This is a genomic window from Bacillus sp. EKM202B, from assembly GCF_011066025.1.
GTDB classification, from domain to species: Bacteria; Bacillota; Bacilli; order Bacillales; family Bacillaceae_G; genus Bacillus_A; species Bacillus_A toyonensis.
Genome location: NZ_JAAMNK010000003.1, coordinates 257249 through 279120, shown reverse-complemented (window position 1 = coordinate 279120; position 21872 = coordinate 257249). Strand labels below are relative to the sequence as shown.

The 21872-nt window shown below is 33.0% G+C and carries 12 protein-coding genes, 5 pseudogenes and 2 riboswitches; of the genes and pseudogenes, 10 read left to right on the top strand and 7 right to left on the bottom strand.

Annotation, left to right across the window (positions count from 1 at the left end; all coding sequences use genetic code 11):
* A pseudogene (locus G9F74_RS30010) lies at window positions 1–660 on the top strand (Kunitz-type protease inhibitor); the annotation flags it as partial.
* A gap of 279 nt (window positions 661–939) precedes the next feature.
* On the opposite strand, the gene G9F74_RS06920 reads toward G9F74_RS30010, so the two are convergent.
* Entirely contained in the window at window positions 940–1260 is a 321-nt protein-coding gene (locus G9F74_RS06920) for a helix-turn-helix domain-containing protein (RefSeq protein WP_001202918.1), read from the bottom strand.
* 361 nt (window positions 1261–1621) lie between these two features.
* Between G9F74_RS06920 and G9F74_RS30005 the strand changes: the two are divergent.
* Window positions 1622–1804, top strand: a pseudogene (locus G9F74_RS30005) (ISNCY family transposase); the annotation flags it as partial.
* A gap of 319 nt (window positions 1805–2123) precedes the next feature.
* Here G9F74_RS30005 and G9F74_RS06915 read toward each other — a convergent pair.
* Window positions 2124–3251 carry an FtsW/RodA/SpoVE family cell cycle protein gene (locus G9F74_RS06915; protein WP_016108183.1) on the bottom strand — a complete coding sequence of 376 codons (1128 nt, stop codon included), beginning with the start codon at window positions 3249–3251 and terminating at the stop codon, window positions 2124–2126.
* A gap of 187 nt (window positions 3252–3438) precedes the next feature.
* Window positions 3439–3615, bottom strand: a riboswitch (M-box (ykoK) riboswitch).
* Window positions 3616–4136: 521 nt separating this feature from the next.
* A riboswitch (M-box (ykoK) riboswitch) is annotated at window positions 4137–4304 on the top strand.
* Window positions 4305–4581: 277 nt separating this feature from the next.
* Between G9F74_RS06915 and mgtE the strand changes: the two genes are divergently transcribed.
* The 3 genes from mgtE (at window position 4582) to G9F74_RS06900 (ending at window position 8921) form a co-directional block, all read left to right on the top strand.
* Window positions 4582–5910, top strand: a complete 1329-nt coding sequence (gene mgtE, locus G9F74_RS06910) for a magnesium transporter (RefSeq protein WP_000735192.1) — start codon at window positions 4582–4584, stop codon at window positions 5908–5910.
* Between the two features lie 160 nt (window positions 5911–6070).
* Entirely contained in the window at window positions 6071–7168 is a 1098-nt protein-coding gene (locus G9F74_RS06905) for a phosphodiester glycosidase family protein (RefSeq protein WP_000681828.1), read from the top strand.
* A gap of 859 nt (window positions 7169–8027) precedes the next feature.
* The gene (locus G9F74_RS06900) at window positions 8028–8921 is read left to right on the top strand and encodes a cation diffusion facilitator family transporter (RefSeq protein WP_131202351.1); all 894 of its coding nucleotides are present in this window, start codon (window positions 8028–8030) and stop codon (window positions 8919–8921) included.
* Window positions 8922–9102: 181 nt separating this feature from the next.
* On the opposite strand, the pseudogene G9F74_RS30525 reads toward G9F74_RS06900, so the two are convergent.
* Window positions 9103–9192: pseudogene (locus tag G9F74_RS30525) on the bottom strand (DUF4878 domain-containing protein); the annotation flags it as partial.
* Between the two features lie 263 nt (window positions 9193–9455).
* Between G9F74_RS30525 and G9F74_RS06895 the strand changes: the two are divergent.
* Window positions 9456–10940, top strand: a complete 1485-nt coding sequence (locus G9F74_RS06895) for a WD40/YVTN/BNR-like repeat-containing protein (protein ID WP_080119686.1) — start codon at window positions 9456–9458, stop codon at window positions 10938–10940.
* 749 nt (window positions 10941–11689) lie between these two features.
* On the opposite strand, the pseudogene G9F74_RS06890 reads toward G9F74_RS06895, so the two are convergent.
* A pseudogene (locus G9F74_RS06890) lies at window positions 11690–12301 on the bottom strand (tyrosine-type recombinase/integrase); the annotation flags it as partial.
* 441 nt (window positions 12302–12742) lie between these two features.
* Here G9F74_RS06890 and G9F74_RS06885 point away from each other — a divergent pair.
* The 3 genes and pseudogenes from G9F74_RS06885 to G9F74_RS06875 all read left to right on the top strand — a co-directional run.
* Window positions 12743–13909, top strand: a complete 1167-nt coding sequence (locus tag G9F74_RS06885) for a serine hydrolase domain-containing protein (RefSeq protein ID WP_016108187.1) — start codon at window positions 12743–12745, stop codon at window positions 13907–13909.
* Between the two features lie 573 nt (window positions 13910–14482).
* On the top strand, window positions 14483–16015 hold the full coding sequence (locus tag G9F74_RS06880) for an alpha/beta hydrolase (protein ID WP_016108188.1): 1533 nt from the start codon (window positions 14483–14485) through the stop codon (window positions 16013–16015).
* 1 nt (window position 16016) lies between these two features.
* Window positions 16017–16169: pseudogene (locus G9F74_RS06875) on the top strand (IS4 family transposase); the annotation flags it as partial.
* A 329-nt stretch (window positions 16170–16498) separates the two neighbouring features.
* Here G9F74_RS06875 and G9F74_RS06870 read toward each other — a convergent pair.
* The 3 genes from G9F74_RS06870 to G9F74_RS06860 all read right to left on the bottom strand — a co-directional run bounded on the left by G9F74_RS06870 (window position 16499) and on the right by G9F74_RS06860 (window position 20505).
* Complete coding sequence (locus G9F74_RS06870) at window positions 16499–18286, bottom strand: helix-turn-helix transcriptional regulator (RefSeq protein ID WP_016108189.1); 1788 nt, start codon at window positions 18284–18286, stop codon at window positions 16499–16501.
* Between the two features lie 113 nt (window positions 18287–18399).
* Entirely contained in the window at window positions 18400–18978 is a 579-nt protein-coding gene (locus tag G9F74_RS06865) for a sensor domain-containing protein (protein WP_001257618.1), read from the bottom strand.
* A 204-nt stretch (window positions 18979–19182) separates the two neighbouring features.
* The gene (locus G9F74_RS06860; RefSeq protein WP_000226294.1) at window positions 19183–20505 is read right to left on the bottom strand and encodes an erythromycin esterase family protein; all 1323 of its coding nucleotides are present in this window, start codon (window positions 20503–20505) and stop codon (window positions 19183–19185) included.
* 380 nt (window positions 20506–20885) lie between these two features.
* On the opposite strand from G9F74_RS06860, the gene G9F74_RS06855 reads away from it, so the two are divergent.
* The gene (locus G9F74_RS06855) at window positions 20886–21770 is read left to right on the top strand and encodes a CPBP family intramembrane glutamic endopeptidase (RefSeq protein WP_000600478.1); all 885 of its coding nucleotides are present in this window, start codon (window positions 20886–20888) and stop codon (window positions 21768–21770) included.
* The last annotated feature ends 102 nt before the right edge of the window (window positions 21771–21872 follow it).

The window sequence follows — 21872 nt, the reverse complement described above, 5'->3', positions numbered from 1 at the left end:
AATGATAAAACATTTAAGTATTATAATAGTGGTAAGGCACAATTGTGGCAAGAAATGGTTACCCCAGCTGTGCAGCGGAGCTTAGGAGAAGCTCAGCGTAATACAGCAGGTTTCTTAAATCTTTGGTTTAAAACTTTTACTAAAAATGTGAAAGCTCCAAGTATAGAGACTGCATTAATCTATGATATTGAAGGAAATGTCATAGAAGCAGGGAAAAACTATTATATCGTACCAAGTGAATCTCCTTATCAAGGTCTAACTTTTGAATGGTATTTAGCAAATCGTTACGATTATGTCACACTTGCAAATAAAGAAAACAATGCTTTATTTGGTACACCTATAGAGTTTGAATTCTACAAAGAAAATGATGCAAAGCTACACCACGGAGAGAGTATATATCTTCGCATGAAGCACTCAAATTACGACCAATTCCAATATTTAAATTGGTCCAATTATTCTAGTTGGATTCACCTTGCTCAAAAATCTGATAGTTTAGCTGATTTTAAAATTAAAATTAACCTGGATAATCCTACAGAATATAATATTTTTACAGATGACTATCCATTAAATTATGAGAATATAAATGCAAAGAAAAATTGGATTGTACTAGGTGAAAAAAAACAAAAACCTAGCTCATGGAAGTTTATCCCTGTCAGATAACCTAAAAAGAAAAACACTCGTCCTTAATCAGAACGGGTGTTTTTCTTTTTAGAAATTATAACCCAGAAATTTAATGTTAAAATTTTATCGTTTTCCGAAAGAAGACTTCTTCCTCAAAAATGAGAAGGTGTGAAATACCAATTTTAGATAATCAAAAATTAGAACATATAAATGAAATAGTTTGTTTTGTAATTGCTGAAAATAAGCAAGTATACAGTTCATATCAAATACAAAGGATGTTCCAATCGTATAACTTGTTTGGGGATTTATTTCATGATTTTACATTTGTAACCATCCACGTTTTTTGAGCTCTTTATACAAATTACTCACGTGGCACCCCATTTCCTTTGCAATATCTGGATAATTTACTCCTTGATTATATAAAATTATTGCTTGTTTGCACTTTTCATCCCATTTTTCTTCTATCGTTTTTACTTTTGTCGATCTCTTTCTAAATTCTTTTTTACCCAGCGTAATAAGTTTTTTTCCTATGTCGCATTGTTCAATACAATACTGTTCTACATCCGTTTGATATTTACAATTTTTACAATATTCATCCTGCAAACGTATTATTTTTACTTTTTTCGCGACCGCTCTCATATCGTATTCACTCCGATTTGATTTATATATATCATAATTTTACGAGCGTACTCTTGCAATTTACGTTAATCTCACAATTAATTCCAGTAAAAGCTCTACCAATAGTCTTATTCCCTGTCCTTTCTTAGCAAAATTTCCTGTTGGCAAATATCATTCCACTTTAATTTCCTAAAGGGTAATTTTATTTAGAATTGTTAACTTGGAACTGATAAATATCCAAAAATGAATGCATTAATAATTCTGTATTCCTAGAAGAATGATAGTAGCCATCACTATCTTTGAAATGGAATAAATTACTAGTACAATAACTAAATGAAAGGAAAATAAATCCAAACAACAGGTTTTATTTGCTTTTGTAGGCATTCTAACAATAGGAGGTGTTTCGTCTGTTACAGGTTGCCCGCCAATCTGTAGTAAAGCTTTACTTAAATGTTTTCTCTTGAAAACTGTATTTTAAATGTACTCTATACGTAAATTGATTCATTTTTTGCATCCGTATTCTTTGTTTCGTGTATCTTTTGCCTTGTCTTTAATGCTTTATATTTTCAATGATTGCTTTTTCTTTTGATTTAATAATTTCTATCTGATATATATTACTATTAACTTCCTAATATTTTTATGCTTATCTATATAATAAAAAGAATTTTAAGAATTGAGACCAGCCAATTATATATATATTTTCTCAGCCATTATGAATGCTTCATCCCTTGCCACGGATTTTTACAATGTTATATTTTTTTTACTGTGTTTATTTTATTGTTTAGCAATAATTCTAATGAAAAAACAACAGATTGATTTACGGAATCAGTCTGTCCAAAACGAGAAAGAATTCATCCATTAAAAATAGAATCTTATATTGATAATCATATATTATGATTATCAAACTTAATTTTATTGAAAATTGAAATATTAAGTAGTATTCCTATTGCTATTAAATTAACCATTAAAGAACTTCCACCAAAACTTACAAATGGAAATGGGGTACCCGTAAGAGGAAGTATTCCCGTAATACCGCCTAAATTAACAACAGATTGCATACCAATCATACAGCCTATACCAATTGCTATAAAACTTCCAAAGGGATCTTCACATAGCTGTGCAATTTTTAGTGAGCGAAGAACTATAGCTAATACTCCGGTCATTATAATGAATACACCAATAAATCCTAATTCTTCAGAAACGATTGCCATTATAAAATCAGTATGTGGTTCTGGGAGATAACCAGTTTTTTGAATGCTATTTCCGAATCCACGTCCAATAATTCCTCCTGAGCCAATGGCAATAAAAGAATTTACAAGCTGATATCCATTCCCTTGTGCATCAACAAAGGGATTGAGAATCGTAGTAATACGTGTCTTTTGAACTTCTGACAAACTAAATTGAATCAAAAAATAAAAAATAGGTAACCAAAAAATAGAACCGAGTATAGTTCTTTTAATTAATAGATTTATATTTATTCCCGAGCAAAGAAATATGCTACAACCTATACCTAATATTAAAAGAGCAGATCCTAAGTTTGGCTGTTTATAGATTAGGAAAAAAATTGTAGCTAAAAAAAATAAAAGTTTTCCGCCCCCAAACCAAGTTTGTTTAACTGGTCCTTGTCGCAATGCAAAAAAACGGGCTGTTACAAGTATTGTTCCTAATTTAAGAAATTCAGCTGGCTGTATTCCAAAGATCCAAGATTGAGCATTATTTACGACCTTTCCTTTCCATAAAACCATAATTAACAAAAAAATTCCCCCAATCATAATACAGGTTGAGACTATTCGTTTTTTCCATATTTCATATGGGAGAATAGCACAAACTATTAGCCCAATTGTTCCTAAAAATAGCTTTGTTAATTGAGAATCGACAAAGTGCCTACTGTTATAACCGTAATGTTGAACAGCTACAATGGAGCTCGCGCTATACATCATGATAATACCTAAAGTACATGTTATGAATAGAGGGAGGAGCAATAGATAATCGAGTTTTAATATTTTTTTCATTTTTATATCCTCCTGATTTACATTAACACTTAATATTACATTTGCTAATGAATAGAATCTTGTTCTCACCAATTAATAAATAGTATTTTTGTTTTGAGAGATCCTATCGCTTACACCCTGTTTTCTTACGTAAAAATCCCCCTAGTTACATACTAGGGGGATTTCAAAATGGCATGACTAAATAAAGCTTTTCTCCCCCTAGTAGAGCTTTGGCACTATACAACGTAAAGTAATGGAAATTCATTACTTAGCTATCTTAAGAAGAGCCTTAATCCGACAATTCCTGTTCTACCCATTGGCGTCTTTCGACATTTTTGGGCAATAGCCTGTGTTTGTATAGGAGCCTCACCTAACAGGTTTAGCAATATAAATTTTATGTGTTAGTTTCGTGTAGCCAGCATAAATACTTTTTTTTTGCCTGTCAAGTAACGTATTGCTAACTTTATATTCTTTATTGCTTTATAAATCTTTGAGAAATGATATGAGAAATTGTATTTAATTGTCTCATATAGATACATATTTGCGATTTGGAATGTATAATTTGATTAAGTAGTTTAACCATATAAATTTGATAAACAGTAAAGAAGATTTTAATCATAAAATAAGATTTTTTGAAGAATGTTCTTTTGAAGTACGGTATGATTAATGATGCAACTTCTGCTATAAAGTTACAAATTAATTATAAACAATAAGTTTCTTATACGAAATTTCATATGTTTTATAACTTTTTTTCGAACTAATTGTATTTAAATTTTATATCTTTTAAGCAGAATTTCAAATTTGTAATAGAATCTAATTACATTTCTCTAAAAAAGAATTTTTTATGAATCAAATCGAAAGTTAGTTGACAAATATTAAATTCTGGTTTAAATTTTGAAGTAATTCAATAATCTTTGTTAGGTGAGGCTCCTGTATAGAGAAACGCTGCTGCCCAAAAATGTCGAGAGACGCCAATGGGTCAACAGGAACGGTCGGATTAAGGCCCTTTTTAATGTAGCTGGTTATAAAAACCTATGCTATACAGTGCTAAAACTCAACGAGGGAGTGGTATACGATTTGATAGAAAGACACCTCTGGGATTTTTGCAGAGCTGTCTTAATAATCATTTATTTGTATTGTAAAAAAACCTTTACTCCTTTTTGAGTAAGGTTTTTTTTGTTTAATGTTATTTATTTTTATCTTGTCTATATTCAAAAAGGAGGTAGTTCTAAATAATAAATTGATTGCAATGTAACTATTAATGCTCTAATCAAAATTTAGACAGGTAAAATAATACAAAACCACTCATGAAACTCTAGAGTCTCCCTTAGCAATATGAGGAGGAGTTAACATGAAGAAATTATTAAATGAATTACTTGTAACCCAAAATGATTTGGATGCAGATAAAGTTTTACGTCATCCGTCGTATGATGTTGCGCAAGAAATAAAACGGTTTTCAATTGAAGATCAAGTCATATTACTAGATAAGATTCCTGTATTAAAAAGCTCAAAAATTCTTCAACATTTGAGTATAGAAGAAAAATATAATATCTTAATTCACTTATCTGAAAACAAAGCTAAAAAATTACTAAATTTACAACCGATTGATGAAACAGTAGATCTACTTCTAGCGGTTCATCCGGAAAAACAAGCTCAATTAATGGCGTATCTAAATAAAATTACAAAACATAATGTAAAAAAGTTAATGGCTTTCAAACCTGAAACGGCAGGAAGTCTTGTCACAAGTGATTATGTTGCAGTTAGAGGGAATTGGTCAGTAAAAATGACATTGAAGTACATTAGGGAACATTCTGAAAATGTAGAATCAATTTCTTATATTTATGTTCTTGATAGTCATGGTTATCTTAAGGGAATCGTTTCCATACATGAATTATTACTAGCAGCAGATGAAGAGATATTATCTAATATCATGATTCGAGAGGTGATTTCAGTACCCGCTGAGGTTGATCAGCAAGAAGTTGTAAAAAAGCTACTGAATTATAATTTAGCAGCAATACCCGTAACAACAGCAAATAATGAAATGATTGGTATTATAACATTTGATGACGTAATGAATGTTATGGAAGCAGAGGCTACAGAAGATATCCAAAAGTTAGGTGGAAGTGAACCATTAAATCAATCTTACTTTGAATCTAGTATTTGGAGCATTTTCTTTAAACGCCTACCATGGTTATTGCTTCTTTTTGTTGCTGAGGCATATACAGGTACAGTACTAAAGTATTTTGAAGACGAAATTGAAACAGTAGTTGCCCTTGCTTTCTTTGTTCCATTATTAGTAGGTACTGGAGGGAATACAGGAACACAGGTTGTAGCAACAATTACTCGTGCAATCGGTATTGGAGAGGTGAAATTTAAAGACATTTTCCGTGTAATGAAAAAGGAATTTGCAATTGGTATGCTTCTCGGACTTGCACTTGGGGTAGCTGGGCTCATTCGTGCTTATATGTTAGGGGTTGGAACAGAAGTTGCACAAGTTGTAGCAATCACTTTATTATTTATTGTTATTTGGGCTTCGCTTGTCGCAGCTGTTTTACCTTTAATTTTGAGAAAATTTAAATTAGATCCTGCAGTCGTTTCTGGTCCATTTATTACAACATTTGTTGACGGAACAGGATTAGTAATATATTTCTTGGTTGCAAAAACGTTATTAAATTTGTAAATATACACTGAAATAAATACGAAATGTAGAATAAGTATTTTGCCTTGCTTGCTAAGATATAGTGGGGAACTCGGGAATAAGGAGAACAAACACTTTTGTCTTTAGGTAAATAATATTTTAAAGGATTCATTGAATGTAATTAATGCCGGAGGATAAAACTATGAAACATCTAAGAAAAATCTTCAAACGAATTTTGCTCCTTCTTTCTATTTTCATGCTTATTGGCATAGGAATATTATTTGGTACTAACTATGGCCGAGATTTTCGTGTAACAATTGCTGGGAGTATACTAACTTCTCAGCATCCACAATATGCGAAATATACATTCCTATCCCAAAAGGAACTAGATAAATTACAAGATAGAATTAATCATCCAAAATGGTTAAATAGTGATGAGAATATTTATAAAAAAATAGCAGGAAAAAGATTAGAAGAATTAAAAAATCAGCCATTAAAAATTGACGTAGAAACGATTAAAAGTAACAAAGATAGTCGCTTTCTTTTCGAAGGAAAATTAGTCACTATTAGTAACCCTTTCAATGTTAAACTTGTTAGCCATCAAGGAACACAGGGCGATAAAAGAGGAGAAAAAATTAGCGTAATGGCAAAACGTAATCATGCACTTGTTGCTGTGAATGCAAGTGGATTTGCCGATGAAACAGGAAGGGGTGGAGGAAATATTGCAACTGGAATAGTAATAGAAAATGGGAAAGCAATTGATACAAATATAGATAAAAATACCCCTACAATTATTACGGGCTTAACAAAGTTTGGACAAATGATAACAGGGAATTATTCTACCCAACAACTTTTGGATAAACAAGTCGTTTCAGCAGCAGGATTTATGCCACAGTTAATTGTTAATGGAGAAAAAATGATTACAGAAGGAGACGGTGGTTGGGGCTCTGCTCCCCGAAGTATTATGGCGCAAAAAGAAGATGGCACAATAATGTTTCTAGTGATTGACGGTAGGCAGACACATAGCATAGGAGCTACGTTAAAAGAGTGTCAAGATATTCTATATGAAAAAGGAGCAATAAATGCAATGGCTATGGATGGAGGTTCTTCTGCTACGCTATATTTAGGAGGAAAGGTTATAAATTCACCTTCTACATTATCCCATGAAGATCGTTATTTACCGAATGCTTGGATAGTAACAGCAAACCAAAAACAAGAAATAAGGGTGACAATAGATGGGGAAAAAATAGATACTAAAAAATCAGATGAATTTGATGCAAATATTTCAACTGATTTATAAATTCTTAAATAAATGAAGGTTTAATTAAAGTTTAAAAACTAACATACAAAGAGTGTAATAAAATTGAAAGTTTTATCATTTAACATTCATTAAAGAAAAGCGTATAGAGATACTCAATCATATGGAAAATCTCCAAGAAGTTAAAAGAAGGATAAATAATGTATACAGCTTACACTCATATTCAATTATATGCTTTTAATCTTATAGTATTTGCTACAGCTATGTGAAATGGACAACCTGTAAAAATAATTGTTGTGATCAGATGAGTAAAGATTAATGTGCAGAGTGAATTAGAAATCATACCTGAAGACATTTCATCAAACATCAAAGCAACACATTAGTCGCTTTGATGTTTGTAATGATAAAAGGGTGATAAAAAACATAAACAATAGGTGTATCAAGCAAAGGGATAATACACCTTAAAACTACATTGTTAAACAACATGCGTCATCGTGTAGTATATCTTATTTATCTTTAATTATTTTAGGTTCAATATTACATCTTATAAATCGTTTTTTCTATGATTTCCTAATTTCCAACTCTCGTCTTTTTATTCAATCATAATTACTATTTTAAGGATGTTAAAGTAACTCCAATACTAAACGTAAAAGGAATAATAAAAGGCATATGGCATTTTGTGTCACTCTTTTTTACACTTCATAACAAATAAGGATAAAAGAACAAAGTAAGTTATGCTTTTAACCTTTACTGATAGGAGAAAATGTTTGTATAGACCCACATACTTATTATTTGGTAATGTATGAAAGAAATTAAAATGATGAGATATAGACTTATAACTAAACAATTGAATTAAACAATAATATTTTGAAACAAGAGTAAAGTTAAGGTGGGGATAACTATGAATGCTAACCAAAAAACGTCCTTATTGGCAGCATGGATTAGTGTAATTAGCAATATATTTCTGACTCTCATCAAAATTATAGTCAGTTTACTTTTCAAAAGTCAGGTATTATTAGCCGATGGGATTCATAATGCTGCCGATGTTGTAGCATCCGTAGCCTCATTGGGATCAATGAAAATTTCAAACCAGCCAGCTGATGAAGATCATCCTTATGGACATGGTAAAGCAGAAGTTATATCATCAGGAATTGTAGCTGTGATTTTAATTTTAGCGGCTTTATTTATGACTTATGAATCAATAAAGTCATTATTTGAACCAGCGACAGAACCCCATATAATTGCTTTTATAGCAGCGATTATTTCATTAATATGGAAGCAAATTTTATATGTATACACAATACGAATTGGTCGAAAAACAAGAAGCAACGGGCTTATAGCAACTGCTTATGATCATCTTGCTGATGTTTATGCCTCAATTGCAGCTGTAATTGGAATTGGTATTGCTTTGATAAACACTACCTATTCCATTCCATATGCAGCTTATGGGGATCCTTTAGCTGGTATTATCGTTTCCTTTTTCGTATTAAAGTTAGCGATTAGTATGGGGAAAGAAGCAATATATATATTAATGGAAGGTGGTATTCCTACCGAGAAATGTAGTGAATATAAGAGAGTAATTCAGGCCCATCCTTTTGTAAAAAGAATTGATAGAATGCGCGCACGTGATCATGGTCACTATGTATTAATTGATATTAGAATTAGTGTTCCGGCACATTTAAGCATTCAGCAAGGACATGATATTTGTAGGGATATAAAAACTACTATTATAAATCAGAACCCAGAAATATATGAAGTACTAATTCATTTAAACCCATGGTATGAGGAGAAGTAGGTTTAGTGAATTATAGATAGATATAAGTAAGTAGTTAAACCGTCCTTTTTAGATATTGGAGAATTGGTCGACTTGTATAATGTCCATAATTAAAAAACATTTATAATTATGAGTACAATACATCTCAACTATATTATTTATAGAAGAAAAAACGTCCTATTAAAATATAGGACGTTTTTATCTATGATTTACTAATTTCCCAACCTTCGCGTGTTTTCTCTAATTCAATTATAATTACCTTTTTAGAATCTTTTTTATACAAAGCATCAACAAAATCTGAAAGATAAATATCATTGAGGGGAATGAATTAATATATGAGGGTTCATTTTCAATATTTAGCTCTCAAATGAAGCAACTTTAGTATTCACTCAAAAGTCCATTGTCTATGAAACAACTAAATTTTTAAACGGCTTTAATAGACATCTGCGATTTACATAGACGGATGTCTATTGTATTTTTGGCGGCAAGATTAAATAGCTTTTTTGTTACTTTACAATAAAGTATACTTAATATCAGTAATTCATGTAATTAGGAGTGATTTCTATATTTAAGGAAAATGCAAAAAGGATACTTCTGTCATTAGTAACAAATCCAATACTAATAATTGTATACGGGATTTTTTGTTATGAGTTAGCCTTATACTGTAAGTACGGAAGGATGAATTATAATATTTATATTTTGTTATTATGTATAGTACTTTTTATATCCATGACTACATTTACTACAATCCGGGTAATAAAAAATAGAGAATATGAAACTAAAAAATTAACTAATTCAATAGCATGGAGATCCATTTCTATTATCATTATTGTTGCAATTACATCATTTTATGGGATGCAGATTTATAAAAGTGCAATAAATTATAATGGCAAATTGGCATGGTTTATAGAAAGGTTAAAACATGAAAAATCAGTTAAACTTAAACATAATAATATATATGAATCTGGGGTAGAAGGTATTTTTGAAGATATAAATAAAAGATATCCTTTGCCAAAGAAATTGTATATGGCAACTGATTTTGATCTTACATTTCATTCAGATGGAACAATCACAGCGTTTGATACATTTGTTTATGGGAAAAATGTTTATGGGAAAGAAGAAACTTATTTAATCTCTTATAATAATAAGAAATCAGAAGATATTACTATAATACGAGACGGATATGCAAAGCCTGATTATGATGATGATAAATTAGTAGAACCTTTAATTAAAACGGTTAATGCGATTCCAATTAAGCAAACGGTTAGAAAGTGGAATGAAAGTAAGTATGGGTTGATTTATTATGGAAAAAGAAATTGGGGATCCAATACAGAGGGAATTATTAATATTACTGAGGATGGTAAGGGGCAGAGTCTTAAAGAAGCAGCTTCAGAAATCATTGGATATACTGTATCTATATTTGTCCCTGGAAAAGAGAAAGAGCTAGTACCTGCTAGATATAACTTAATATGTGACGCAAGTTGGAGTAAATCAAAGACGCCTCCAAATGAAGAGAGGCTTAAAGAGAAGAAACAACAAGATTTAAAGAATGAAAAAGAACAGTTTTTCCTATCAAAAGAAGTTGGTTATAAACTAAATATGATAGATAAAGCATTAGGGAGCGCCTTTTATTCATTAAGCAGGACTAGTGATGAAGGGGAAACATGGGAGGTTATTAATCCAGACCCATTTAATAGGGGGATTGGTAGTGTAGCAGGAATCACTTTTATAAATGATAAACTTGGGTTTTTAGGAGCAGTTAGACCTTCTGGTAATGAGGGAGAGTTATATCGCACAGATGATGGGGGGGTATCTTTCAAAAAGGTAGAATATCCGCCGCATGAAGTGAAATTAGATTATACACAGTCCGCAATAAGTCCTTTTGATTCTCCTAGTATGCCATATGAGAAAGATGGGGTTTTTAATATGTTAGTTGGACAAGGGGCAGATGGAGACTACAATGGCGATAGTAGTGCACTTTATCAATCAAAAGATAACGGAGAGACATGGGAATTTGTAGAAGAAGTGAAAAAGAAATAGTCAGAATGTTTTTTTGAAAAATAAGGTAACTACTCAGCTATACATTTTATTTAGAAGTTTGGTAAGGAGTATAATTCCAGCGATGAAGATAAAAATGGACCTACACCTCGCTGCCTTTCTTTGTTTTAAAGCTTTGCGCGTGGCAGGAAAAGGCACTGACCGCCTCTATGCATGGCCAGTCCCTCTCGCCCATTTAAAAAGATGCTTTTCTGGCTTTTTTTCATAGAGGGGCTGAGTAGTTACTAAAAGTAAATAATTTAAATCGAACCATAAGCTTGCCGGCAAATTTATGGTTCGATTTTTTTTAGGGCAAAGATATCGTTCTAAACGGGTATCACCACATCGCTATCAACTTAAAAGAGTGATCACCAAAAAAATGAAAAAGAGCTGACTTTTGATGAGTTTAGTTCTGTAAATCTAAAAAATTTTAGTTTAAACTTTCTTGTTTAAATAGTTTAGAGTTTCATGTCATTCTACAACAGATGGGGGAAGGGGTTAATCCCCATTTTCCCAAGTGTTCGTTAAATTCACATTTAACGTAAACAATAATTGTAGGAATCTAAAATTTTCCATTTATCTAATCTAACAAGAGAGAGTTTTTATATACCAATTAAAGTAGGATTTTAACTATGTATTTTTTATATAATAAAATTAAATATGTAATGGATAATGCATGATATTTAAAAACACTATTAACTCTAGCAGGAGAAATAATAAAAGTTCAGCAATTTTGCATTGCTGAACTTTTATTATTTATTTTTTCCTATTCCGCCTAAGTTATCTTTAATAGTTGTTTCTCCAAGCTGTGTGTATAATAAAACCGTATCTTGGCTGGTATGCCCAAGTTGTTGCATCACTTGTAACGAATCTTTTTTTTCCATATATAATTTATTTGCCAATGTGTGTCTTAATTTATGAGGAGACATTTTTTTGCCATAGGCCTTAGTATATTTTTCTACTATATCTTGGATAGCCCTAACGGAAAGAGGCTGTGCAGTATGTTTATACTTTGATAAAAACACATTTTTTAATTCTTTTCCTGGAACATATTTGTTATCTCTAATTTCCATATACTTTTCAAGGGCATTTAATGCAATTGGGGTAATCCATACAGAGTCTTCTTTGTTTCCTTTTCGTATTACATCAATTAGCCTTTCTTTTAAGTTTATATCTTCCATACGAAGATCGGCCAATTCACTTACACGAATACGACTACCAAGAAAAAAGGAAAGGATTGCTACATCACGATGTTTATCTCTTAGGAAATAGAATAACTGATGTTTTGTTAAAGATTTTTCATGCTCATACTTAACATAATTCAAAAATACTTAATCGTCATCATGATGAAATGTCTTATTTTTAGCGTGAAAGCTGTAGATGATAAGGAATAATGTTAGAACATGTATAGGTAAAATATTGAATATTAAATAGTAATATGTATTTAAATTTATTTTTTGGAATAAAGAAACTTTTGTGCGCTGTCAAATTCCTATCAAATTAATACAACTAAATGTTATTAAAATAAAAAATAATCAATTATAAAAGTGATTTTGAAAGTAAGGAATTTGTAAGGAAGAGGTAAGAAAAAAGAGATTTTCATTGTGTATGATTAAAATGTAAAGAAGAGTGAGAGGAGGAAGACCATATTTTAGGTCAGAAAGCCGTTTGTAAAATAACGGATATAAGAGTGATTACTAATTCAATGTCGTCCTTTTGCAGTTGGTTAAGAAGAAAGCTGTGTGATTAGTTCCAAACAGAAAATAAACATTTATACAATATGAATAGGGGAGAGGAATATTTTGATGAAAAAGCATCGTCAAATTACATTTACAGGTTTAACCCTTTTAATAACTGGAGGTTCTCTGTTTTATACAACTCCAACCTCAAGTGTAAAAGCGGAGCTCACTCAAAATCTATCTAGTTCGTTACCAACAAGCAACCAAAGAGATCGAAATTCCGTCAAAGAGGCAATGCGGGATACATTGAAACTTGGATATCCAGGGATACTTGCTAAAACTTCTGAGGGCGGAAAAACATGGAGTTATGCAGCTGGGGTAGCGGATCTAAGTACCAAGAAACCAATGAAAACAGATTTTCGATTTCGAATTGGTAGCGTGACAAAGACGTTCACTGCAACAGTTATACTTCAATTAGCGGGAGAAAACCGCTTGAATCTAGACGATTCCATTGAAAAATGGTTGCCTGGTGTCATTCAAGGAAATGGATATGATGATAAACAGATTACTATCCGGCAATTATTGAACCACACAAGTGGTATTGCTAATTACACAACGTCAAAGGATTTTAATATCATGGATACAAAAAAATCTTATACTGCTGAAGAATTAGTAAAGATGGGAATATCCATGCCTCCAGATTTTGCTCCAGGAAAGAGCTGGTCGTATTCAAATACAGGATACGTATTACTAGGGATTATTATTGAAAAAGTAACTGGGAACAGCTATGCGGAAGAAATTGAAAATCGAATTATTGAACCACTTGAATTATCGAATACATTCTTACCCGGAAATTCAAGCGTTATTCCAGGAACCAAGCATGCCCGTGGATATATCCAATTAGACGGAGCAAGTGAGCCAAAAGATGTTACTTATTATAACCCAAGTATGGGGAGCTCGGCCGGAGATATGATTTCTACAGCTGATGATTTAAACAAATTCTTCACTTATTTACTTGGGGGCAAATTACTGAAAGAACAGCAACTAAAGCAAATGCTTACAACAGTCCCTACAGGAACAGATGAACTTGGCGATTCCGGGCTTGGAATTTTCAAAATGAAGCTTTCAAACGGTGTATCGATATGGGGGCATGGAGGAAGCATTCCTGGATTTTTAACTTTTGCTGGGGGCACACTTGGAGGCAAGCATACATTGGCCATCAATTTGAACAGCCTTAAAGCTGATAGTCCTGACCCTTTTAAAAATATTTTACTTGCTGAATTTAGCAAGTAGATAAAAAGGAATCCGGATAAATTTTGTCATAGTTTTTATAGTTGAAAATATACTTTTTTGGTTCAAAAAACAATTTTTCTGAAAAAATTTTGGGGTAAAGCAAGTTCTTAATTTGATGGGCATTTGGTGGTACCCCATCGCTATCAAGCTAAGAAAACAAATCAACCCCAAAACAAAAAACCTTCACATTATATGTGATAGAAAAGGATAGATAAAGGCATTTTAGCCTTATCTATCCTTTTCTGTACTACAAATGATTACGTTTATTACTCAAAAATAGGAATTTCTATTTTTATTTTTATACATCATAAAAATTTTAATTTGGATGCCGGTTTACCTGTATGCCTTTGGTCGGCTACATGTGATTCAGCTTGGTCCTTCCATGCCACTCAAAAATCCAGTCAAAAAAAAGAGGGAGAAGGCATTTTTTATTGAAGTTTGTTTATAGTAGCTTTTTAATCTGTTAGGGGGGATCGTAAAGTAGACTATTAATCTCTTTGATAATTTTAATTTTTCTTATAGTACAGGGCAAGCTGTATAAAAAATTTAATTTCGAAAGGAGAATCAATAAATATGAGCACGAAAAGAAGGATAGGGAATAGGTTATTACTTGTTAGTGCAATTTGTACAATAGCTATTCCTTCAGTTTCATATGCAGAGGAAGTAATTTCACCTGAAAATTTTGTGAATGATTCAAGTTTGTATGAGGGACGGAATACGGATGTATTAAAATCAAGCTTATATCCTGGTACATATAAAAATCCGTTCAATCACCAATTTATTTCGACATTAAAGGAAACAAACAACAATATAAAAAAAATAGACAATACTGAAAGTGAAAATCCTGTTATAGCTACTACCCTTTCATTTATCCGTTATATGGATACAGAAGACTATAAATCTGCAATTGATTTAACTTCTCGATCATTACAGAAAGTAATATCCGAAGAATGGCTGAAGAGTTATTGGAAGGGACTCCCTGCGCAATTACAAGCAGGTTCTTTTATGGAGATTGGAGAGGTAACACAAAAAGAGACAAATTCTGTTCATACAAATGTAGAGATTAAATTAGTTTTTGAACAATTTACAGTACCTTTATTAATTAAGCTAGATCCATCTGGAAAAATAGATGATTTTCAACTTAGTATGTCGTTTAGTCCAGTTGCAGAGCGTCCGTCATATAGTAAGCCTGAATCCTTTGTTGATAAAGAAGTAGTGGTTGGAAGTGGTGCGTTTCCATTACCAGGAACATTGTCTGTTCCGAAGGGGAAGGGTCCTTTCCCAGCGGTTATTCTTGTTCAAGGATCTGGAGCAGCCGATCAGGATGAAACAGCGTTTGCTTTAAAACCATTTCGTGATTTAGCTGAAGGCCTTGCCTCGAAAGGAATTGCTGTCCTTCGCTATAATAAACGAACTTATGAACATGGATTGAAAACACAATCCAGTCCTTTTTATACAGTGGATAAAGAGACAACAGATGATGCTCTTCTTGTGACTCATTTTCTTAAAAATGAACCTCTGATAGATAAGAATCAAATTTATATTCTTGGTCATAGTCAAGGTGGAATGATGCTTCCGAAAATGATTGAAAAAGACCAAAATCAAAATATTGCTGGGGCGATTGTGATGGGAGGACCAGCCCGTACGATTCAAGATGTTGTTTTAGATCAATTTGAGTATCTTTTTTCTATTGGAGCAATGAAACCGGATGAATATAAATTTTACAAATCGCAATTTGAATTATTAAATGATCCCAACTTCTCTAGTCAGAATCCTCCAAAAGGTTTTTATTTAGGATCAGCAGTATTTTGGGATTCTATTCGTAAAGTTAAAGCAGCAGAAATGTCAAAAGAACAAAAGACACCGCTTCTAATTATTCAAGGAGAAAGAGACTATCAAGTTCAATCAAAAATCGAAATTCCTCTATGGAAAGAACAATTAAAAGAACGAGATAACGTTGATTATCGACTATATCCAAAGTTAAATCACTTCTTTACAGAAGGAGATGGAGAATTAAGTAAACCGGATGAATATTATAGTCCTGCCAATATCCCTGAGTATGTAATAAATGATATTGCTACTTGGGTGCAAGGAAGATCGAAATAAAATTAGCACCCTTCTTTGTGCCTCGGCCATGTTTCAAATACGCCAATTACTCCTCCAAAAGAAGAAACGAGAATGAAGCGAATATAAAGTGATTTATATCATAAAAGATTACTTTCTACTTATCTATTATTCTTTACAAAAAGAAGCCAAAGAATGAACAAAGATATTATTTCGTCTCTTCAATCTCTTACATAAAAACAGATAAAGATCTTTAATAGGTATGGGAAGTATTGTTTGGCTTCTGGTGAAAAGATGTGAAACTAGTTTCGATATAGTAATAATAAAGATGCTTAATTTTGATATAGAATATAATAGCCTTACTACATATTGAATGTAGTAAGGCTATTTAAAGATTTGAAAACAGGATGAACCTATTCAAAATTGCCTACCAAAAACGATAAAAAATTAGATTTATAGTCTTATTCCTTACTGCATCTTGTAACTACAGCTTAGCTAGCTCTAAAGAAATAACAAACCGTTTTCTCATTCGATAATTCCAATTTCTAGAGCCTTCTGGACAGCTTCTTCCTTGTTACGTACTCCTAACTTTGTGTAAGCCGAGGAAGCATAGTTTCTGACCGTACCATTCGATAAATATAGCCTTGAAGCTATCGTATTGTATCGAAGTCCTTTTGCTACTAGCTGCAATATTTCTATCTCTCTGGCTGTTAGTTCATAAGCAGTTGCTTTTGACTGTGGTGTCTCGTTTTGCTCATCAAACTGCTCAAATATTTTGTGAGACATCCCCTGATCAATCAGCGTCCCACCGCCATGAATAAGTCGGATCGTATTAGCTAGCTCTAACGTTTCAATGGATTTAAGTAAAAAACCATCCGCACCGTTACGAAGCGAGTCCAACGCCTGTTTCGTATCCTGAAACGTTGTAAAAATCAATACGCGGATATGTGGCCATTGTTGCTTAATTTTTTTTGTCGCTTCGACTCCATCCATTTGCTGCATATCTAAATCCATGAGTACAACGTGAGGTTGAAGGCGCCCACACAAGTCGATGGCTTGATCGCCATCTTCAGCCAAACCGACTACATTTATATCTTCATACCTGTCGAGTAGTGTACTCAAACTTTCCCGAACAAATGGCTGGTCGTCGACAATTAATAAACGAATAAGTCCATCTTTTATTTCAGTTTGTCGCGGTATGGTACATGTAACAAGCATTCCTTCCTCTGGCTTTGTATATACAGACAATTGACCTTGCAAATTCATTGCCCGCTCTTTCATCGTATTCATACCGAAGCCTTCCTGCCATTCTACATTTCCCTTTCCATTATCTTGCACTTCTAATCTCGTATATTGTTGTTCAAACTGCAATGAAACTATTATTTCAGTCCCTTGACCATGACGTACCGCATTCGTAAGGGACTCTTGTAAACAACGAATGAATGCTATCTTCGCTTGTCGAGACAGTTGATATTCCTCTCCGAATGTTCGGAAGCTTACATCCACCTGAGCGTGCTCCTGAAATTCAGCTCCAAGATTTTGTAGAGATTGAATCAAGGAAGACGATTGACACTGAGGATCCATTTGATGTAGGTAACCTCTCACGTCTTCGATGCTTTTACGTCCCATTTCAAGCAGGGAATCTAGCCTCTGTACACCCATTTCGGTAGCAAGATCGGTTCGCAACGTTTCCATCCCCATAATAATGGAAGTATAGGCGTGGCCTACTGTATCATGTAGCTCACTAGAGAGCCTGTTTCGTTCTTCGGCCAGTGTAATGCGTTCGATCTGAGACATATATTGCTCAAGTACCGCGTTTTGTTTACGAATTACTTCATTTTGTTTATGATTGATGATTAATAAATGGAAAGCGAATCCCATTACATAAGCGAATCCGTAGTAGGTGACCATAATCCAATAGCTATTACTTGGCGCAACTGCATAGAAAATCCCGGTTATTACAAAAACTGTTGTTGGAGCTGTCCAATAATAGGACAAATGCTTACTATTTGCTGCGATAAGAAACACCGATATAAGAAAAATATTGTAAGCTTCTGGAAATAAAGAGGTTAAATATATACATAGTCCACCATATAGCAATATTTCTGTGAATAAGTAATATTTGTAATTGAACAGTAAGGCCACCCATGGAATAGAGAAGGCAATAATTTCCCAAAGAATAATAATCCAAAGTGGTAATGTTAAACCATCCTGAAAATTTAATGTTGCTAGGATGGTAGACACACTAACAAGTAGACGAATTCCTAACATAATCCAATCATACCAAAACCAATATTTAACCATATCAAACAATTCATTTACCCCCTAAGTAGCCTTCTTTCTCATTTCCTATAGTATAGAATAATCCTTCTTGCATTGTTATATTTTTAAGTTTAAACTGCCTACTATTCGTAGACTACAAACTTCTATCGATTTAGTTGCTGAATCATACTGCGTGTATAACCTCCAAATTTTTTCGTTAAACCATCTACCATTTTAATACTTATGGCGGTAAACACTATACCCATAAACATTATAAGGAGTGACTTTGGAAAAGTATCTATCTGTATGAAAATAATATTCATATCGATGTATCGATACAATAATGGTGCTAACAGGAACATAAGTGGCATTACATAAAAAATGATTGCACTAATGAGACTGAAAATGCCAATCACAAATTTCTGCATTAACCAAAAGACAGCAGACCAAGTGCGGCGATCCGTAAGTCCTAATTTCACTTGAGCCCAGTCCGATGTATCCGTTGTTACACTTCTATCGTAAGAGTCTGTCGAAATATCAGTATAAATTTTCGTTTGTATGCGCTCGAATTGGATAAAAGTTTTGGTAGTTTGTAGTACGCGTATAATTAATGGAATCCCAACTACCGTAAATGAAAGGGTGAAACTGAATAGCAGAGCTATTAAGTAAAAACAAAAATAAAACAAACCTGTAATGAAAGTTAGTAATAAAAAATAACCATTCTGGATGAATCTTGATCTCATAAAGTGCATCGCTCCTATCTATGTAATAAACGCATCATACTGCTTTTTTTGTCAAACTCACTAGTGTAAAAATGTCATATGACATTTTTACATGATGATAAAAGGGGGGATTAGCCTATTCTTAGTTAAAAACAAGATTATTTTATTAATCATCTACAAAATAATCCCGTTCTTGGATCAGCAAGAAGGGATTGTTTTGTACTTTTATTTAATATGAGATGGACTTGTTTTTCGGATATGAAAAATAATATCGAATTGCTCAAGCAATGAAGTATCAAAGTATAACGAACCGTCTGGGAGGAGTTGTCCCCCTATACTTAGTAATGGCCTTTTTGCTCTAACCCATTTCTCTGCGTGTCCTTTAAGGTGACGGTTATCCAATAAAAACATTTTATATGGTACTTTTCCGAGGGTGTAATTGAAACTTTTTACATTTTGTGGAATAGTATCTGTTGCAATCTTACCTCCGGTGGAAGGATTATATTCACTGTATAAAGTGAAATTTCCCTCCGTAGTTGTACTACCAATTGTGACATAATTATTGTCTAAACGTTCCTTCAAAAACTGCCCCGCAGCATCAGGGTATAATTTCTCATCGATAATTCCTTTAGCCATATGAATATTGTGTGCCCATACCATAGTTTTACCACCAAATGTCTCTTGTGCCCACATTGCATGATCGGCCAAGTATTGCTCGTGTAGCTTTATTACATTTGGGTAGTCATTAGAAAGCAGCATTGTGGTAAATTTCTCTATTGCATTCGCTGTTGCTTTTACCCAGATGTACTCGGATGAACCTACATCTTTGTTTGTCTGTTCCTTCTCATCTTTTAGTAATTGGGCTACTTTCTCAGCGTTTGCCTTGAACTTTGCTTTCATTTCAGGAGCAAGATTCATATATTCCTGTATACTTCCAGTGAAAGAAGAAAGATCTTTATAGTTTTCTTCTACTTCTGCCCGCAAATCTGGTCGATGCTGCTTTACATAATCAATTACTTTATTAAAGACACTTTGGTCCATTGTTTTTAAGTCAAGTCCGATAAATTGGATTTTCTTTTTATTGGATGGATCAGCATTATAATCTTTCATCCACTCAATCATGGCAATAATTTCATCAGTAGGATATAACAATTTCAAAAACTCCCTAGGGTTTCCTTTTCCTGTTTGTATATATTCATTTAACTTTAATCCGTTTCCCCAATCTTCTTCCATTGTGAAATTTGTAAAACCCATCTCAGTAACCAAATATTTCACAAGTCGAAACTTCATAGTGAAAATTTCAGAGCTTCCATGAGTATTCTCTCCTAATCCTACATATTGTGCGCTCCCAATCATTTTCTTAAGTGGTTTTAAATCCTCAAATGGTTTTGACGGTTCTGTCGTTTTTAATGGATGCGCCTGTGATTGTATTGATTTAACGATATTTTTTTGGATTGATTGAGCTGAATCTTCAACTGCAACTGTTTGTGCTTTTCCTACTTCTCCACCTCCTGCAACTAATATAGCTGTACTAACCATTGCAACCATTCCACAATACCTCTTTTTTTTATTCATTTTTTTCACCTCAATTGAATTATTTTCAAAAGCAAGATTGATTCATGTACTTGCACGAATCAATTGCCGTAATTCAATTTTTATTTATTCCATATCATATTTTCTAGTTACATATTGTCACAAGATTATTTGACACAGGTCATAGGTTAAACATTACAGTTTCGTACTATCGGTTATGACAACTTATGAAGAATAATTACATGATTGAATTGTAAGTAAGGCTAGATTATGAATTTAAGAGGGGGGATTGATTAATCAATATGAAAAAACATCTTCATTCTGTGTTGTATTTCTCGAAATGACAGGAAGTTGATTAGATAAACAAATTAATAAAAGGGGAAGGACGGATTACAATGATATTACATGCAAAATCATTCCACAATATGGATAAAGTCCAACGTGCTAAAAAAGGACTGCAACTGTTTTTAAGTATTTTGTTCATTACTTCTATTCTTTTAAATGTAGTAATAATGATTACGAAAAGCATGCCGCTAATTGTGGTATATATGTTTACTCCTGCAATTTCTTCTATTCTAACTCGTATCATACTGCGAGAAGGCTTTAAAGATGTATCTTTTAGTCTAGATAACTTAAAGATATGGAAGGGGATTACTTTGGCCCTGATAATACCTATGATAATATGTGGAATTACATATTCGATTGCCTGGTTTAGCGGATTTGCGAGGTTTCAGCTCCCACAAGGTGGTATGCTAGAACCTATCTACAATATACTTGGACTTCAGTATCTACCGATACCATTACGTTTCATTTTTATAGTAGTATTGAGCGGAATTTTAGGAAGCTTGCTTAACTTAATCCCAGTTATGGGAGAAGAGATGGGTTGGCGGGGTTATATGCTCACAAGGCTAGTCGATGCGGAATTTTCACGTCCAATCCTTATTAGTGGATTAATATGGGCAACATGGCATGTCCCAATTGTTATTGCTGGTCTATATGTAGAGGGAACATCTGTCTTTCTCTCTGTACTTGGCATCTATTTTTGTATTGTACCATTCAGTTATATTACAGCTTATTTACGACTTATCACAGGTAGTGTTTGGCCGTCGGTTATCATCCACACCACTTGGAATGCTATTATTCAAGGGCCTTTTGCACGTGCAACTACAGGATATCAATTAGAGATTTGGATTGGAGAAGCTGGCTTGATAACCGCTCTTATTATTTCGATTACTGCAATAATTGTGTATCGGATCATAAGGTTTACTAAACGTGTATAACTTTGAAATAAAAGTATGATATTTAAAAAATGTAATTTTGTTACTTTTAATTGAGCATTCACAGCATGGGATAGATTAGGAGAGTCCTCAACCCATATTTTA